The following is a 16,737-nucleotide window of genomic DNA, read 5'->3' on the forward strand; positions in this document are numbered from 1 at the left end:
TTGACTAGCACGAGAAGATCGCGGCACGCCTCCTGCTGGTGGCGCATGCCGACCGCAAAAAGCCCGCCATCCTGCCAGTCATCGCCCGACATCTCGCGTCCCTCGGGGTGGATCCACGTGGTCTCGGTGGCCTCCGGGCGCGGCCAGAAGCCGTAGGGCGCAAGATGCCCGCGCCACTCGCGGCGCAGTGCGGTCAGCGCCGCCACCGCATCGATCAGGCCCGGGCGCGCGCCCTCCCAGTCGATCCAGGTGGTCTCGTTGTCCTGGCAATAGGCGTTGTTGTTGCCGCCCTGACTCTGGCCCAGCTCGTCGCCCGCCAGCAGCATCGGAACCCCGTGCGACAGCAACAGCGTCGCCAGCATCCCCTTCACCCGCGCCTCGCGCGCGGCGTTGATGCCGGCGTCGTCGGTGGCGCCCTCGTGGCCCATATTGTCCGAGAGGTTGTGGTTGTGGCCGTCGCGATTGCCCTCGCCATTGGCCTCGTTGTGCTTGTCGTTGTACGACACCGTATCCCAGAGCGTGAAGCCGTCATGGGCGGCAACGAAGTTCACCGACGAGGTGGCGGGGCGCAGCGAATGGTCGAACTGCACCGGGCTGCCCATCAGCCGCTCGGACAGCCCCGGCAGGAGCCCCGGATCGCGCCGCCAGAAGGCGCGCACGTCATCGCGGAACTTGTCGTTCCACTCGCGGAAGGGCCAGGGGAAGCCGCCGACCTGGTAGCCACCCTCGCCAACATCCCACGGCTCGGCGATCAGCTTGACCTGGCTCAGCACCGGATCCTGCCGGATGGCATTGAAGAAGGCGCCCTCGCGCTCGAACCCGTCGGGCTCGCGCGCCAGCGTCGAGGCGAGATCGAAGCGGAAGCCGTCGACGTGGAAGGCCTCGACCCAGTAGCGCAAGCTGTCCATCACCAGCCGCAGCACCATCGGGTGCGAGACGTTGAGCGTGTTGCCGGTACCAGTGGTGTCGAACCCGTGGCGGCGATCCTCGGGCGACAGCAGGTAGTAGCTGGCATTGTCGATACCCTTGAACGACAGCGTCGGGCCAAGCTCGTTGCCCTCGGCGGTGTGGTTGTAGACCACGTCGAGGATGACCTCGATGCCAGCGGCGTGGAAACGCTTTACCGCGGCGCGCATCTCGCGCACGTCCTCGGAGGCGAGATAAGTCCGGTTCGGCGCGAAGAAGCCGAGCGTATTGTAGCCCCAGTAGTTGCGCAGCCCCTGCTCGACGAGGTGGCGATCCTGCACCATGGCGTGGACCGGCAGCAGTTCGATGGTGGTCACGCCGATCTTTTGCAGGTGCTCGATCACCGGGTCCGAGGCAAGGCCGCGAAAGGTGCCGCGATCGGCCTGCACCACGCCCGGGTGGCGCATGGTGAGGCCCTTCACATGCGCCTCGTAGATCACCGTATCCTGCCAGCGCACCCGCGGCTGCTGATCGGCCTCCCAGTCGAAGACCGGGTCGGCCACCACCGCCTTCGGCATGAAGGGCGCGCTGTCACGGGTGTCGAGCTCGAGATCCGAACCGCCCACCGGGTAGCCGTAGAGCGCATCATCCCATGTCAGCGAGCCGCGCATCGCCATGGCGTAGGGATCGAGCAAGAGCTTTTGCGGGTTGAAGCGGTGGCCGTCCTTGGGCTTGTGCGGCCCGTGCACCCGGTAGCCATAGGCCTGCCCCGGCAGCACGCCCGGGCAGTAGCCGAAGAAGATGCCGCCTTCGGCGCGCGGCAGTTCGAGCCGGGCCATCTCCTCTTCGCCCGCGGCGTCGAAGAGACAGAGCTCGACCGCGTCGGCATGTTGCGAGAACAGGGCGAAGTTGGTGCCTTCGCCGTCAAAGCGGGCCCCGAGCTGGTCGGGGCGCGAGCGGGCGGGATCGACGCTGGCTTCGCGCGGATCAATCGTCTCGTTATGCGAGTGAAGCATGTCAGTCTCCGGGATCAGGAGGAGAAATGGGGGAGAATGCGGTCGGAGCGCGACCGGCAGGAGAGAACGGCATCCGAAGGGCAGTCGGGCAGTCGCTGGGGCATCCTGTCTGGGTCGCTCGGTTGTCTGGAGGGGCGCGAGATCTCGCGGCCGATGGTCGATGGGGAGAATCGTGGGCCGGATAATCGCTGACCCGCATGATAACCCATGCGGGCGGTTTCCGGTTCCCGCATTCTTGCGATGCTGCGTCGAATTCCGCTCGGCGGATGTGTCCCGCCGCGATCCCGAAACGGCCGGCGCGGGCGGATCGGTCGAAATCCGCCCGCCGCTCCGGCGTCATCGAAAGGCCCGCTTGCGCCCGCCGCGGGCTGCGCCTAATTCCCGCCCATGGCTTCGAAAATCTTCGTCATGGACATGCGCGACGACGGCACCTGCCGTCTCTCCCTGAGCTTCCGGGGGGATCGCGGCACGGGCATCAGCCGCCTCTCCTGCGACCTGTCGCGGGACGACCTTCTGCAGCTCGCGGTCTTTGCCGAGGCTAGCGGATTGCGCGACGCGCTTGGCGAATCCGAGCCCTCGGAGATCGAGCTCGAGGGGCTGACGGTGACCGACGAGCCCAGGCGCGGCGAGCTGACCATGCTTCGCCAGCAGGGCTATTCCGAGCAATCCGCCAAGGTCGGGCGCGCGGTGTTCCAGGCCGAGATGGCCGGCGTGGTCGAGGTCTGCCTGACCCGCGCCGAGGAGTCGAAGCATGGCGCGACGCTGCGCGAGCTGCTCTCCGAGATCACCCCGCCCGAGCCGCTACTGGCCGGGCTGAGCCCGGACATCGCCGAGATGACGCTCTACCGGCTGCGTGAAATCGCCCTGATGCTGCTCGCCGCCAAGGCGGCAGAGCGCGGTTCGTCTCTGGGGCGGCTGCTGCGCGCCAAGAAGAGCCGCGAGCGGGCTGTGGACGAGATCGGCGCCTATCTCTCGGCGCTGGCCGGCAACCTGCTGCCACGACAGGTCCGCCGTGCGCGCGAGGCACGTCTGGGGCTGCGGGTGATCGACAACCCGGGCAAGATGTCAGAGCGAAACTAGGACATCGCCGCAGGGGGCGCGACGGACGCAGGCAGGAGAGGCGCACCTTTCGGCGCGCCTCTCGATGGATCGTCGTGCGTTACTCGACCGGCAGCCGGTAGACCGACACCATGTCGCCCACAGAGGGTTTCAGGATCGAGTTCCCGCCCGACACGAAGGCCACGTATTCGGTGCCCTCGTGTTCGTAGATCGCCGGGTTGGCGACAGCGGGCGCCTCGGTGAGGTCTTCCCAGAGCTCCTCGCCGGTCTGCAGATCGTAGGCCCGGACCTTGGCATCCATGGTGGCGCCGATGAAGATCAGCCCCGAGGCGGTCACCGCCGGCCCGCCGATGGTGGGCGAGCCCCACATCTCGGGCATGTAGAAGCCGTAGCGCTGCGACGAGCCGAACGGCTTGCGCCAGACGATCTCGCCGGTGCTCATGTCGATCGCCGCGAGCTCGCCGAAGGGCGGCTTCCAGCACGGCATGCCCAAACGGTTCAGCGCGCTCTTGAGCGACATGCCGTAGGGGGCGCCGGTTTGCGGGTGGAAGCCGCTCTCGCCGGTGCCGGCCTCGCCGTTGATCTCCTCGTAGTCCTCGCGCTCGTAGAGCTGGATGTACTGCACCACGTGGCTGAGATTGACCACCGCAAGCTGGCGCTCGGGGTCGAAGCCCACGCCGCCCCATTGCACCACGCCGGCCGAGTTCGGGTAGGCCCCTGCCCCGGCGCCCTCGGTGGTGGGCGGCTGGTACATGCCGGAATATTGCATCTCGTCCCAGAGCGCCGAGCATTCGCCGAAGGAGGCGAGATCGGCGATCGGCCAGACATCGGGCAGCTTCGACTGGTCGAGCAGCGGCGCGGGTCTGGTCGGGAAGGGCTGTGTCGCGGCATAGCGCTCGCCCTCGATGTCGCCTGCGGGCACCGGGCGTTCCTCGATCGGCCAGACATCCTCGCCGGTCTCGCGGTTGACCACGAAGAGGAAGCCCATCTTGGTGGCCTGCATCAGGGCCGGGATCTCCTCGCCGTCGACGGTGATGTCCATCAGCGTTGGCGCCGAGTTGATGTCATAATCCCAGATGTCGTGATGCACCCATTGCCGCGACCAGATCACCTCGCCGGTCTCGATATCGAGCGCGGTGGTCGAGGTGGCGTAGGGAATGTCCTCGGTGCGGTTGCCGCCCCAGTAGTTGGGCGAGGGCGAGGCCACCGGCAGGTAGACGATGCCGCGCTCCTCGTCGGCGCTCATTGCGGTCCAGACATTGGCGGTGCCGGTCTTCTCGCGGATCTCCTCGGGGATGGTGTCGAAGGTCCATTCCAGCTCACCGCTCTGCGCGTTCACCGAGAAGACCGAGCCCGGAGGCGCTTCGGCCCAGTCCCAGTCATTGCCGGCCCAGCCGATGATCACGTGATCGCCGACGATGGTCGGCGGCTGCAGCAGCGACAGCGGCCAGCGGTCGTTCACGGTGTTCCACTGGTTGACGTCGAGCACGCCGCCATCGGCGAAGCCCTCGCAGAGCGCGCCGTCATCGGCATCGAGCGCGAAGAGCTGCGCATCCATGGTGCCGAGATAGACGATGCGCTGGCAGGCCTCGCCCGCGACAGGCTCGGCGGATTCCCAATAGGCCACGCCGCGGTTCTTGAGCGCCGGCTGGGTCAGGGCCTCGAGGGTCGATTGGCTGTCAAACGACCAGACCTCCTCGCCGGTGGCCGGATCCACCGCCAGCACGCGGTAGAACGGCGTCCCGATGTAGAGCAGGTCGTTGGCGTAGATCGGCGTGGCCGACCAGACCGTCGCCGGCAGATCCCCGGAGCCGTCCGAGACATCGCCGGTCTCGAGCCGCCAGGCGAGCTCCAGTTCGCCGACATTCTCGGGGGTGATCTGCTCGAGCGGCGAATATTTCGCGCCCGAGACCTGGCCGTGGAAGCTCGGCCAGCCGGTGCCGGGGGTCGGAACCTTGGCGTCCGAAGAGGGCCGGACCGTCGCGGTCTCGGCGGGGGCGTCGGGCTCGGACTCGTCGGCAGTCTCGGCCACGGCCTCGTCCGACGCTGGCGCATCGTCCTCGGGAGCGGCGGGCGCGACCTCGGCCGTGGCAGGGGCGGGCGCGGCGGGCTGCTGAGCAAATGCGGGCAGCGCGAGCAGGCTCAGGAGCGCGGTGGTGCGAAGCAAAGCGGTCATGCGACGTCTCCTTCCGGGCCGGCGACAGCGGCCATCCAGCCCAGGGCGCAGAGGCCGAGCGCCGCCAGCATCACCCATTGATGCAGCAGCCACGCGGCGACGGCGGTGAGCACGATCCCGAGCGCCAGCAGCAGCATCAGCACGACGCGCGCGCCGCGGCTGCGGGCGCGCACCATGAGCGCGCCGCCGATCAGGATGCAGAGCGCGCCGAAGGCGGCGGCGAGCGGTCCCCAGACGCCGGTGACACCGGTGAGCGGGGCGAAATAGGCGTAGAGACCGCAGCCGATGGCCACGATCGCAAAGACCATTATGACCGTAAGGCCATGACGATAGGACATGAGCGGCTCCTGTTCATGTGTCGGGGACGGTGGGCCGGGGAGCAGCGCGCCGCCACAGGTCTGAGGAGTAGGGCGGCGCGCGCGACTGACAAATTTTTGCGAGACATTCGTGAGAATTGACCGTCGGGGCCCAGCGGCGGGAACCCGCCGGCAGGGCTCGGGGTTGAGCAAACAGCCTTCTTTCCGACCGGAGCCCTTCATGCCAGCCGAAACCGCCTTCGCATCCCGCCCCACCGAGCTTGGCGCCGCGCGCTGGAAGGCTGCGGCGTTCCGGGTCAAGGATGGCATCGGCGAGGACCGGCTGAGCCTGATCGCCGCCGGCGTCGCCTTCTTCGGCCTGCTGGCGATCTTTCCCGCGATCACCGCGCTGATGGCCGTCGCCGGCCTGTTCCTGACCCCGGCGGACGTCACCGAGCAGATCCAGCAGATCTCGGCCATGCTGCCCGAGCGCGCCGCCTCCATCGTGATCGACCAGGCCAAGAGCGTGGCGGGATCCGACCAGGGCGGGCTCGGCCTCGCGGCGCTGCTCGGTCTCGGACTTGCGCTCTACTCCGCCTCCGCCGGGGTCGGCAACCTCGTCGCGGGGCTCAACGTCGCCTATGGCGAGCGCGAGACGCGGGGTTTCGTGACGCTCAAGCTCACCACCATCGCGCTGACCTTTCTGCTGATCGTCGGGCTGGTGCTGGCGCTGGCGGGCGTGCTGGTTCTTCCCGGCATCCTGGCGGTGATCCCGCTCGGCGGCACGGTGGAGACCGTGGTCTCGGTGCTGCGCTGGGTGCTGCTGCTCGGGTTTACCCTGCTGGCGGTGGCGCTGATCTATCATTTCGGCCCCGACCGTCGCGCGGCGCGCTGGCGCTGGGTCACTCCCGGCGCGGTCATTGCCTGCGTGCTGTGGATCGTGGCCTCGGTGGGCTTCTCGATCTACGCGGAGAATTTCGGCAGCTACCAAGAGACCTTCGGGTCACTGGCAGGTGTGGTCATCTTGCTGTTCTGGCTCTGGATTTCCGCTTTCGTCGTGCTGCTTGGCGGCAAGATCAACGCCGAGCTCGAGCATGAGACCCGTGCCGACACCACTAGCGGCGCACGCCGCCCGATGGGCGAGCGGGGCGCCGTCGTCGCCGACACCACGCCCGAGGGCTGAGCTCAGGGCGCCAGAAGCGCCGCCACCCGCTCGGCAATCGCCAGCGACGCGGTCAGCCCGGGGCTTTCGATGCCGAAGAGGTTCACCAGCCCCGACACCCCGTGCCGCTCCGGCCCGTCGATGCGGAAATCCGCCGCCGGCGCGCCGGGGCCCGAGAGCTTGGGCCGGATGCCGCAATAGGTCGGCGCCAGCGCGCCCGTGGGAAGCGCGGGCCAGTACTTGCGGATCTCGGTTTCGAAATGCCCCGCGCGCGCGCCCTTGACGCGGTAGTCGACCCCGTCGATCCACTCCACATCCGGGCCGAAGCGCATGCCTCCGCCAAGGTCCAGCGTCAGGTGCACGCCAAGCCCACCGGGCTCGGGCACCGGGTAGATCAGCCGGGAGAACGCCGCCCGCCCCGGAAGCGCGAAGTAATTGCCACGCGCGAAGCGCGTCTGCGGGACATGCGCGGCGTCGAGCCCCGCAATGCGGGCGGCCAGCTCGGAGGCATGCAACCCGGCGGCGTTCACGAACTGCGCGCAGCCCATGGTGAAGCGCGCGCCGCTGGCGACATCCTCGCTGGTGACCTCGAACCCTTCGCGCGTCACCCGCACGTCCGCGACCTTGGTCCCAAGGCTCAGCAAAGCCCCCGCCTGTTCCGCCTGCCCCAGAAGCGACAGCATCAGCGCGTGGCTGTCGACGATGCCGGTCGAGGGCGAGAGCAGCGCCGCCTTGCACTGGAGCTCCGGCTCCATCGCCCGCGCCTCCTCGGCCGGGATCAGCCGCAGGTCGTGCACGCCCGCGGCCGCGGCCTTGGCGCGGATGGCCTCGAGCGCCGCCACCTGCGCCTCGGAGGTCGCAACGATCAGTTTGCCGCAGCGCTTGTGCGGCACGTCATAGGCCTCGGCATAATCGTAAAGCCGCGCCTTGCCCTCGACGCAGAGCTGCGCCTTCAGGCTGCCGGTGGGATAGTAGAGCCCGGCATGGATCACCTCGGAGTTCCGCGACGAGGTGCCGGTGCCGAAGGCATCCTCCGGTTCGAGGATCAGAACCTCGGCCCCGCGCTGCGCAAGCGCGCGGGCGATGGCGAGCCCGACGACCCCGGCGCCGGCGATGATGCAGTCGACCTTGTCCATGTGCCGGTCATGCCACCGCGCCACCGCCCCGGCAAGATCAGGCGGGCGATTCCGCCCCACATCTGCGCCCGGCACTTGTTGTTTATTGCGCGCGCATGCGCGTGGGATTTTCTGCGAAGTTTCAAGACAGCTTCAACTCTTCGTGCTTCGGGCGGCGAAAACTAACAATGTTAACGTAAACGGCGGCCAATTTGATAATAACCCTTTGTTTCCAATAACCTTTCGTTTGATCAAATCCGGAAAGACACATAATCTAAACACCATTTAAACTTGAAAAATACAACCCTATATAGCCCGGGCCAGCCCACTGAGACTGACAAAACAAAACGATGGAGCTGAACAATGGCACTCAAGAAAGTTGCCCTCCCCGCCCTGCTCGCCGGCGCCATTGCCGCACCGGCCTTTGCAGGCACCCTCGAGCCGGTTGCGACCGATCCCTACGTGCTGCCGCTGTCGACCATGTCGGCCGGACGCGACTGGACCGGCTTCTCGCTCGGCGCCCAGATCGGCTATGGGGCCTTCGACACCGACGGCGCAGTCAACGCCTCGAAGGACAAGGGCCTCTACGGCCTGAAAGCCGGCTATGACCACGACTTCGGAAACTGGGTCGGCGGTGTCGGCATCCAGTATGACTGGACCGATGCAGAGCTCGGCTCGGCCGGAACGGTCGACGGATTGCTGCGCGTCGGCGGCCGTGCCGGTGTTGCCCCGCGCGACACCTTCTTCTACGGCACCGCAGGCTACGCCAAGGCCTACACCAGCGGCGGCAGCCTCAACGCCAAGGACTCCGACGGCTACTACCTCGGCGTCGGCGCAGAGACCTTCGTGGCCGACAACTGGACCCTCGGCACCGAGGTGATCTACAACCGCTTCGAAGACTTCAACGCCAAGAAGCTGGGCCTCGACGCCACCACGCTGAACGTCTCGCTCAACTACCGGTTCTGATCGCCCGAACCTGAACGAAGCACCCGCCCTGCAGTCCGGGGCGGGTGCCTATTGCAAGACAGGCCGCCGCCCCCCATTCGAACTCCGCGCACCGCGCTGCGGATCTCAATCAGACCCCCCGACAGACATGATCCTTTCCGCCGCAATCCTCGTCCTTGCCAAATGCGTCTACACGGTCCTTCAAAGGACCGCCGCGAAAGACACCTCTCTGCGCTAGGAGCGATCCGCCCTGCGCTGCGCGATAGCACGACCGCCCAGCATCAGCAAAAGCAGCGCCGGTGCCGGCTGCACCTCCCAGGCCATCGCGGCGAGATAGCAGAGATAGGGCAGGAACCACGCCGCATACCACGCCACCTGCGCCACCGCGTCCGAGCGCGTCGGAAACAGGCCCTTGGGCGCCCCCACCCAGAGCACCAGCATGACCTGAAGGATCACCAGATCGTAATAGAAGCTGTAGGGCAGCAGCAAGAATGTCCCGAGGCTGAACCAGGTGATCCAGTCGCGCAGCGTGCCCCCCTCCCCCGGCCAGCTGCGCCAGAGCAGAAGCAGCGTCAGCACCGCGACGCCCGCGTGCAGCAGATAGGCGGTGCCGGTCTCGACCCCCGCAAGACGCCCGGCGATGAAGGCGGTGGGCATCAGCTTCAGCAACAGCCCGCGCCATTCCTCCACCACGACCCGCTGCTGTTCCGTGGTCTCGGTGAAGAACAGGTGCCACGGCTCGGCGCCGTAAAGCGCCAGCGTCACCAAAACGATCGCCGACAGGCAGGCCGCCCCCGCCGCCACGATGCGCCATTGCCGGCGCAGCAGCACCATCGGCAGCGCCAGCAGCCCCAGATGCGGCTTCACCGTGAGCAGCGCCCAGCACAGCCCCGCGCCCAGCCAGCGCCGCCGCTCGGCAAGGGCCAGCGCCAGAAGCAGCAGCCCGGCGGTATAGGTGCCGTTCTGCCCGGCCAGACTGTTCACCGTCACCGCCGGCGACAGCACCACCGGCAGCAGCCAGACCAGTGGCACCCCGGCGAGCCGCGCACCAAGGCAGGTGAGCGCCAGCCCCCCCAGCGTCCAGAGCCCCAGCGCCACGAAATACGGCAGGCCCGCCGCAAGCCGCGCCAGCGGGAACATGTGCGGCGGGTAAGACCAGTTGTGCACCGAGTAATCACGCCCGAGATGGGCCTGCATCGCCTCCACATAGGCCGACTCATCGAAGAGCGTCTGCATCTCCCCCTGCCCCAGCAGGGTGCCTGCGAAATGCAGGTTCAGGAAATCCCGCCCGAGCAGCAGCCCGGCGGAGTCGAACCCGCCCGCCTGCAGGCCCGATAGATAGAACAGGTAGAGCGCGCCGCTCGAGACGAGCGTCAGCAGCAGCGTCGCGACATAGACGGGAGAGAGCGGATTTCCTGACGGCACGAGGGCCCCCTGACAACGGTCTTCCGGGGAAACCTGTCGAAGCGCCGGGCGCATCGCAACTGCTGCGCAAGCGCAGCGCGGATGTGGCGTGCAAGGTGTCGCGTTTTTGCCCGCGACGGGGCCGGAGCCCCCCGCCCTCGCGCGCGAGGACGGGGGAAGATCATCTGGCGATCAGCCGATGATGCCGTTCAGCGTGCCCGAGGGGCGCATCACGGCCGCGGTCTTGGCCGCGTCGCCATGGTAGTAGCCGCCGAGATCGACCGCCTTGCCCTGCGCGGCCGAGAGCTCGCCCACGATGGCGGCTTCGCCTGCGACCAGCGCGGTGGCGATGGGCTCGAAATGCGCCTTCAGCTCGGCATCGTCCGACTGCTCGGCCAGCGCCTTGGCCCAGTAGCGGGCGAACCAGTAGTGGCTGTCGCGGTTGTCGGGCTCACCGACCTTGCGCGAGGGCGAACGGTTCTCGTCGAGGATGCCCTGCGTCGCGATATCCACCGCGTTGCCCAGCACCCGGGCCTTCTCGTTGCCCGACTGGTCCGCGAAGAACTTGAAGCTCTCGCCAAGGGCGCAGAACTCGCCAAGGCTGTCCCAGCGCAGGTGGTTCTCTTCCATCAGCTGCTGCACGTGCTTCGGAGCCGAACCGCCGGCGCCGGTCTCGAACAGGCCGCCGCCGTTCATCAGCTTGACGATCGACAGCATCTTGGCCGAGGTCGCGAGCTCGAGGATCGGGAACAGGTCGGTGAGGTAGTCGCGCAGCACGTTGCCGGTGATCGCGATGGTGTTCTCACCCTTGGTGATGGTCTCGAGCGAGGCGACGGTGGCTTCGCGCGGCGCCATGATCTCGAACTTGTCGGCCACGCCCTTGGCTTCGAGGATCGGCTTCACATAGCCGATCAGCTCGGCGTCGTGGGCGCGGTTGGCGTCGAGCCAGAAGATGGCGCGATAACCGGTCGCCTTCTGACGGTCGATGGCCAGATTCACCCAGTCTTCGATCGGCGCCTTGCGGGCCGAGGCCGAGCGCCAGATGTCACCGGCCTCGACGTCGTGCGAATGCAGCACGGTGCCGTCGTCGAGGATCATCTTCACGGTGCCGGCGGCGGGCATCTCGAAGGTGGTCGGGTGCGAGCCGTACTCTTCCGCCTTCTGCGCCATCAGGCCGATGTTCTGAACGGTGCCGGCGGTGGCCGGGTTCAGCTTGCCGTTGGCCTTGAAGAACTCGATGGTGGCGTCATAGACCGGCGCGTAGGAATTGTCGGGGATGACACAGTTGGTGTCGGCCTCGTTGCCGTCCGGGCCCCAGCCCTTGCCACCGGCGCGGATCAGCGCCGGCATCGAGGCGTCGATGATCACGTCCGACGGCACGTGCAGGTTGGTGATGCCCTTGTCGGAGTTCACCATGTACATCGGCGGGCGCGACGCGGTCACCTCTTCGATGGCGGCGAGGATCTCGGGCGCGTCCTTGACGCGCTCGAGCAGCGCACCGAGGCCACCGTTCGGGTTCACGCCGAGCTCTTCCATCTTGGCGCCGTACTTCTCGAACACCGGCGCCAGCCATGCCTTCACCGCGTGGCCGAAGATGATCGGGTCGGAGACCTTCATCATCGTGGCCTTCATGTGCAGCGAGAACAGCGTGCCCTCTTCCTTGGTCTTCTCGATTTCCTCGGCGAGGAAAGCGTCGAGCGCCTTGGCCGACATGTAGGTCGCGTCGACCACGGTGCCTTCGGGATAGGAGACACCCTCTTTCAGGACGGTCTCGCCCTCGGCGGTCTCGAGCACGATCTTGGCGGTCGCGGCTTTCGGCAGGGTGGCGGACACTTCGTTCGAGAAGAAGTCGCCGCCCGACATCGCCGAGACGCGGGTCTTGCTGTCGGCGGTCCACTCGCCCATGCGGTGCGGGTTGGACTGGGCGTAGTTCTTCACCGCGGCCGCGGCGCGGCGGTCGGAGTTGCCTTCACGCAGGACCGGGTTCACCGCCGAGCCCTTGATGGTGTCATACTTGGCGCGGACGGCCTTTTCCTCGTCGGTCGACGGGGCGTAGGGGTAGTCGGGCAGCGCGTAGCCCTGCTCCTGCAGTTCCTTGACCGCGGCAACGAGCTGCGGCTCGGAGGCCGAGATGTTGGGCAGCTTGATGACGTTGGCTTCGGGCTTTTTCACCCACTCGCCGAGCCATGCCAGGTCGTCCGACTGCTTCTGCGCGTCGGTCAGCACCTCGGGGAAGGTCGAGATGATGCGGCCGGCGAGCGAAATGTCCTTGGTTCCGACGCTGATTCCCGCCGCAGACGCGAAGCTCTGGATGATCGGAAGCAGCGAGGCCGAGGCCAGCTCGGGTGCTTCGTCTACCTTTGTATACACAATGTCGGGAGTGTTTTGGTCAGCCATGTTTTCAGAGCCCCTCCAAGGTCATGGGAAAACGCCGGCAGATCCCGGCGGCGGATTATGCGCAAGGCATTAGCATCCCGAAGCCCGGTCTTAAAGCGCCTATCGGGGGCGTGGGGGCGGTGTTTGCGCGTGACAATGCCGCCAGATGCGCCAAAGCGCGCCCGGCTCACCCCCCGCGGCGCCGCCGCGTCATGCCGTAGGACGGATCGTAGCCCACCAGCGCCAGCCCGAAGAACAGCGCAAAGCTCAGGCAGACCCAGAGCAGCGACCAGCCGTTGAGCTCGACATAAAGCGCGAAGCGGATCAGCTCGACCGCGTGGGTGAACGGGTTCCAGGCGCAGATGTCGCGCAGCAGGGTCGAGCTCTCGGCCATCTTCCACAGCGGGTAGAGCGCCGTCGACAGGAAGAACATCGGGAAGATCACGAAGTTCATCACCCCGGCGAAATTCTCGAGCTGGCGGATCGTCGAGGAGATCAGCAGCCCCAGCGCGCCCAGCATCAGCCCCGAGACGAGCAGCGCCGGCAGCACCAGAAGATAGCCCATGGTCGGCAGCACGATCCCGAACCCGGCGGCGATGGCGAGGAAGACATAAACCTGCAGGATCGACACCGCGACCCCCGCCAGCAGCTTGGACAAGAGCAGCCACCAGCGCGGCAGCGGCGAGGTCAGCAAGAGCCGCATCGAGCCCATCTCCTGATCGTAGACGAGGCTCAACGAGGATTGCATGCCGTTGAACAGCTGGATCATGCCGCAGAGCCCCGGCACGATATAGACCTCGTAGGTAATGTAGGTCTGATAGGGCGGGATGATCGACAGCCCCAGCGCCGCGCGGAAGCCAGCGGCAAACACCACCAGCCAGACCAGCGGGCGCACCAGTGCGGCCAGAAAGCGCGAACGCTGGTGGATGAAGCGCAGCGCCTCGCGGCGGATGATGGCGAGCATGGCGGTGAGATAAAGGCTCATCGGGTTTCCTCCCCGCCGGTCATCTCGATGAACACCTCGGCCAGCGGTCGTCCCGCGCGCAGCTTGGCGGCGGCGCGATGCGCCAGCACGCGGCCCCGGTGCAGCACCACCACATCGTCATAGTCGCGGATCTCATCGACCAGATGGGTTGCCCAGAACACCGTCAGCCCGCGCTCCGCCAGCCCGTGCACGTGATCGACGATCGCCTGCCGGCTCTTGAAATCGAGCCCCACCGTGGGCTCGTCGAGCAGCAGAACCTCGGGCTGGTGGATGAGCGCACGGGCGATCTCCATCCGCCTGCGATGGCCGCCGTTGAGGTCGCGCACCTTCTCGCCCGCCCGCTCGGCCATGCCGAGCTGCGCCAGCGCGCGCTCGGAGCGGGCCTCGGCCTCGCGCCCCGAGATGCCATGCAGCGCCGCGAAATAGCGCATGTTGCGCATCACCGACATGTCGAGATCCAGCGTCGGCTGCTGGAACACCACGCCGATCTTCGACAGCGCCGCGCGCGGCTCGCGCGCCAGGTCGTGCCCCGCGACCGAGATCCGCCCCTCGCGGCTGACAAAGAGCCGGGTGAGCAGCGCAAACAGCGTCGACTTGCCCGCCCCGTTGGGGCCGAGCAGGGCGGTGAACTTGCCCGGCCTCAGGGCAAAGCTTACGCCGTCGAGCGCGCGTTTGTTGCCGTAGCTGTAGCCGAGATCGGAGATTTCCAGAGCGGTCATACGGGTCTTCTTGGTTCATCGAACCGGCCACGCGCCGGCCCGGTGGTCTGTGCCTTCCAGAGATGAGCCACAGGCGGGTGCCGGGTCAAGCCGGGGCGTGTCTTATGACCCGGTTCGCCCTATCCCCCTCCGGCACAGGCTACTGGATGGAAATCTCGACCCGCTGGCTTTCGCCCTTGCTGCCCGGGATGCGCAGGAAATAGCGCCCCGGCTTGATGGCGAGAAACTCGATCTCCATCGTGCCGGCCTCGTCGAACTCGACGCTCTCGAGCCCGAAGGGCCGGATCTCGAGCCCGTTCACCACCACCTCGTTGACCCAGATCGCCCGGAAAAAGCCCGGGCCCTCCAGCGCCAGCTCGCCAGAGCCATCGGCCTCGATCTCGAGCTCGTAGACCATCCCCGACTCGAGCGCGATCGGCCCGTCGGTGAGCGGCTGGCCGACCGAGAGCAGGATGCCGGGCATCTCGCCCTTGTTGGTGTTCGACAGCACCCCGGCAAAGCCGAAATCATGGGCGGCAGCGGGCAGGGCAAAGAGCGAGAACGCGGCGGCAAGCAGCGGGAATTTCATCAAGGTCTCTCCTTCAGATCAGATGCGGGGTGAGCGTGGCGGGACTGCCGCGCAGCTCGAGCACCCGGCTGGCGAGGCGGTCGGCCTCGTCTCTGGCATGGGTGACGAATATCGTCGCCGGGCGGTGCTCGGCGATCAGCTCTTCGGTGAGGCCGAGCATGGCCTCGGCCAGCTCGGGATCGAGCGACACGAAGGGCTCGTCCATGATCAGCATCTCGGGCGCGCCGGCAAAGGCGCGGGCCAGCGCCAGCCGGCGCTGCTGGCCAAGCGAGAGGCTGCGCGGAAACGCCTCCTCGCGGCCCTTGAGCCCCACGCGCGCCAGCATCGCGCGGGCGCGGGTGTCGCTCAGCTCGGGATGCACCAGCGTCAGGTTCTGCAGCGCGCTGCGCCACGGCAGCAGCGTCGGCTCCTGAAACACCATCGCCACCGCCTCGGGGCGCTGCACCTCGCCGTCGAAGGCGCGATCAAGCCCGGCGACGATGCGAAGCACCGTCGACTTGCCGATGCCCGAGGGACCGACCAGCGCCACCGTCTCGCCGCGCGCCACCGAGAAATGCACGCCGTGCAGCACTTCGGTCGCGCCGAAGCGTTTCGAGAAGATGTTGACCCGGATCGCGGCCTCCGCCGGCACCGCCTTCGGCGGCGGCATGTGCCGGCCCGCGCCGTTGTGCAGGTCCGGCGTCATTCGACCTCCGCGAAAAGGCCCTCGGGCAGGCTCTCGGCCTTGCCCACCAGCTCGGCGCCGCCAAGCTCGGCCATCAGCGACAGCAGCTTGCCTGCCGCCTCGCCATCCACAGGGCCGCGCGCCGGCACGCCGGCCAGCCAATCGCTGCGCAGCTGCTCGAACTGCGCGTCGCTTTGCGCGTTCATCCGCGGGCGGATCGCCTCCCAGGCTGCCATGTCTTCGGCCAGCAGCGCCTTGGCCTCGCGGCTGGCCTCGTAGAAGGCCTGCGCCAGCCCGTCATGGTCCGCCAGATAGTCGCCCTTGAAGTAGTAGCCCAAGAGCGGCACGTCCGGGTCGAGCCCGAGCGCGTTGGCGGCGGTCTCGACCGAGATCAGCTCGCGCATCCCGGCGGCCTTCATCTTGGCGAGGAAATGCCAGAAGTTGATCGCCCCGGCATAATCGCCGCCAAGGCCCGACTTGAAGATCAGCGGCGGCGCGCCGAAGACCTGCTCGGTCTCGGCCTTCAGATCCATCCCGTATTCCTGCCGGGCATAGGCGCGCAGGATCAGCCAGCTCTTGTCGAGCGGCCCGCCGGCGATACCGATCTTGCCGCCCGCGAGATCCTGAAGCGTTTGCGCCTCTGCCCCCTCGGGCACCACCACCCCGCCGACGGCGCGGGAATAGGGCACGACCACGTAATCCTTGCCCTCGGCGCGCTGCCGCGCCACCCAGATCCAGTCGGCCACCGCCATGTCGGCCTCGCCGCCCTCGACCGCGATGCGGGTGGCGCCGTTGTCGGCATAGGGCATGACCTCGAGCCTGAAGCCGTGCTTCTCGTCGAGCCCCTGCTCGGCGATGGTCGCCAGCTCCCAGTTCACGGTGCCGATCTTGAGCACCGCCGCGCGCACCACCGGCAGCTCCTGTGCCATGGCGCCAAAGGCGGTGACGCATCCCAGCGCCAGCGCGGTCAGAAATGTCTTCATGTGCTCCTCCCTGATGCCCGGCCCCGCATGCAGGACAGGGCGATGTCTCTCGCGGCCGGCGCGCGCTATTCGGCGCGGCGGCTCACCTCCTTGAAATCTGCGTCGAGGACGATGTCGAACTGGCCGGTGCCCTCGCAGATCACGTCGTCGAGATCGTAGCCGCCCTCGTCGGTCATCTCGATATCGTCGGGATCGACCTCGCAGCGCATCTCCGTCAGCATCGCGGCGATCCTCTCCTTGGCCTCCTCCGGGACCGCGTGGTCATCGGCAAGCGCCGGTGCGGCGAGGCCAAGCGCCAGCGCAAGCGCGCCGATTTTCCCGAATGTCGTCATCGTCTTCCTCCCGTGCAGGGCCGTGGCCCTC

15 protein-coding genes are annotated in these 16,737 nt (G+C 67.5%); 3 read left to right on the forward strand and 12 right to left on the reverse strand.

Annotated elements, in window-relative coordinates:
- A partial coding sequence (gene glgX / locus AC6RA4_RS06995) for a glycogen debranching protein GlgX (RefSeq protein ID WP_500158762.1) occupies positions 1-1,922 on the reverse strand: 1,922 nt, incomplete at its 3' end.
- 387 nt (positions 1,923-2,309) lie between these two features.
- Here glgX and AC6RA4_RS07000 point away from each other — a divergent pair.
- Positions 2,310-3,002, forward strand: a complete 693-nt coding sequence (locus AC6RA4_RS07000) for a hypothetical protein (protein WP_500158764.1) — start codon at positions 2,310-2,312, stop codon at positions 3,000-3,002.
- A 79-nt stretch (positions 3,003-3,081) separates the two neighbouring features.
- Here AC6RA4_RS07000 and AC6RA4_RS07005 read toward each other — a convergent pair whose 3' ends face one another.
- Both AC6RA4_RS07005 and AC6RA4_RS07010 read right to left on the reverse strand, forming a co-directional pair.
- Positions 3,082-5,157 carry a pyrroloquinoline quinone-dependent dehydrogenase gene (locus AC6RA4_RS07005; protein WP_500158766.1) on the reverse strand — a complete coding sequence of 692 codons (2,076 nt, stop codon included), beginning with the start codon at positions 5,155-5,157 and terminating at the stop codon, positions 3,082-3,084.
- Positions 5,154-5,495 carry a hypothetical protein gene (locus tag AC6RA4_RS07010; protein WP_500158768.1) on the reverse strand — a complete coding sequence of 114 codons (342 nt, stop codon included), beginning with the start codon at positions 5,493-5,495 and terminating at the stop codon, positions 5,154-5,156. Before AC6RA4_RS07010 ends, AC6RA4_RS07005 begins: the two co-directional genes overlap by 4 nt.
- A gap of 199 nt (positions 5,496-5,694) precedes the next feature.
- Between AC6RA4_RS07010 and AC6RA4_RS07015 the strand changes: the two genes are divergently transcribed.
- Complete coding sequence (locus AC6RA4_RS07015; RefSeq protein WP_500158770.1) at positions 5,695-6,636, forward strand: YihY/virulence factor BrkB family protein; 942 nt, start codon at positions 5,695-5,697, stop codon at positions 6,634-6,636.
- Positions 6,637-6,638: 2 nt separating this feature from the next.
- Here the strand turns inward: AC6RA4_RS07015 and AC6RA4_RS07020 are convergent, their stop codons facing one another.
- Positions 6,639-7,751 (reverse strand): NAD(P)/FAD-dependent oxidoreductase, encoded by a 1,113-nt coding sequence (locus AC6RA4_RS07020; RefSeq protein WP_500158772.1) that lies wholly within the window; start codon positions 7,749-7,751, stop codon positions 6,639-6,641.
- Positions 7,752-8,093: 342 nt separating this feature from the next.
- On the opposite strand from AC6RA4_RS07020, the gene AC6RA4_RS07025 reads away from it, so the two are divergent.
- On the forward strand, positions 8,094-8,696 hold the full coding sequence (locus tag AC6RA4_RS07025) for an outer membrane protein (protein ID WP_500158774.1): 603 nt from the start codon (positions 8,094-8,096) through the stop codon (positions 8,694-8,696).
- 213 nt (positions 8,697-8,909) lie between these two features.
- On the opposite strand, the gene AC6RA4_RS07030 is transcribed toward AC6RA4_RS07025, so the two are convergent.
- The 8 genes from AC6RA4_RS07030 to AC6RA4_RS07065 form a co-directional block, all read right to left on the reverse strand.
- Complete coding sequence (locus AC6RA4_RS07030; protein WP_500158776.1) at positions 8,910-10,100, reverse strand: glycosyltransferase family 87 protein; 1,191 nt, start codon at positions 10,098-10,100, stop codon at positions 8,910-8,912.
- A gap of 171 nt (positions 10,101-10,271) precedes the next feature.
- Positions 10,272-12,476, reverse strand: coding sequence for an NADP-dependent isocitrate dehydrogenase (locus AC6RA4_RS07035; RefSeq protein ID WP_500158778.1), 2,205 nt, complete (start codon positions 12,474-12,476; stop codon positions 10,272-10,274).
- 166 nt (positions 12,477-12,642) lie between these two features.
- Positions 12,643-13,440, reverse strand: a complete 798-nt coding sequence (locus AC6RA4_RS07040) for an ABC transporter permease (RefSeq protein ID WP_500158780.1) — start codon at positions 13,438-13,440, stop codon at positions 12,643-12,645.
- Positions 13,437-14,159, reverse strand: a complete 723-nt coding sequence (locus AC6RA4_RS07045; protein WP_500158782.1) for an ABC transporter ATP-binding protein — start codon at positions 14,157-14,159, stop codon at positions 13,437-13,439. Before AC6RA4_RS07045 ends, AC6RA4_RS07040 begins: the two co-directional genes overlap by 4 nt.
- A gap of 139 nt (positions 14,160-14,298) precedes the next feature.
- The gene (locus AC6RA4_RS07050; RefSeq protein WP_500158784.1) at positions 14,299-14,727 is read right to left on the reverse strand and encodes a cupredoxin domain-containing protein; all 429 of its coding nucleotides are present in this window, start codon (positions 14,725-14,727) and stop codon (positions 14,299-14,301) included.
- A 13-nt stretch (positions 14,728-14,740) separates the two neighbouring features.
- Positions 14,741-15,412 carry an ABC transporter ATP-binding protein gene (locus tag AC6RA4_RS07055; RefSeq protein ID WP_500158786.1) on the reverse strand — a complete coding sequence of 224 codons (672 nt, stop codon included), beginning with the start codon at positions 15,410-15,412 and terminating at the stop codon, positions 14,741-14,743.
- On the reverse strand, positions 15,409-16,374 hold the full coding sequence (locus AC6RA4_RS07060) for an ABC transporter substrate-binding protein (protein WP_500158788.1): 966 nt from the start codon (positions 16,372-16,374) through the stop codon (positions 15,409-15,411). The genes AC6RA4_RS07055 and AC6RA4_RS07060 overlap by 4 nt, the downstream gene beginning before the upstream one ends.
- A 65-nt stretch (positions 16,375-16,439) precedes the next feature.
- On the reverse strand, positions 16,440-16,706 hold the full coding sequence (locus AC6RA4_RS07065) for a PepSY domain-containing protein (protein WP_500158790.1): 267 nt from the start codon (positions 16,704-16,706) through the stop codon (positions 16,440-16,442).
- Positions 16,707-16,737 lie beyond the last annotated feature (31 nt).

The sequence above is a fragment of the Salipiger sp. genome (assembly GCF_059781815.1).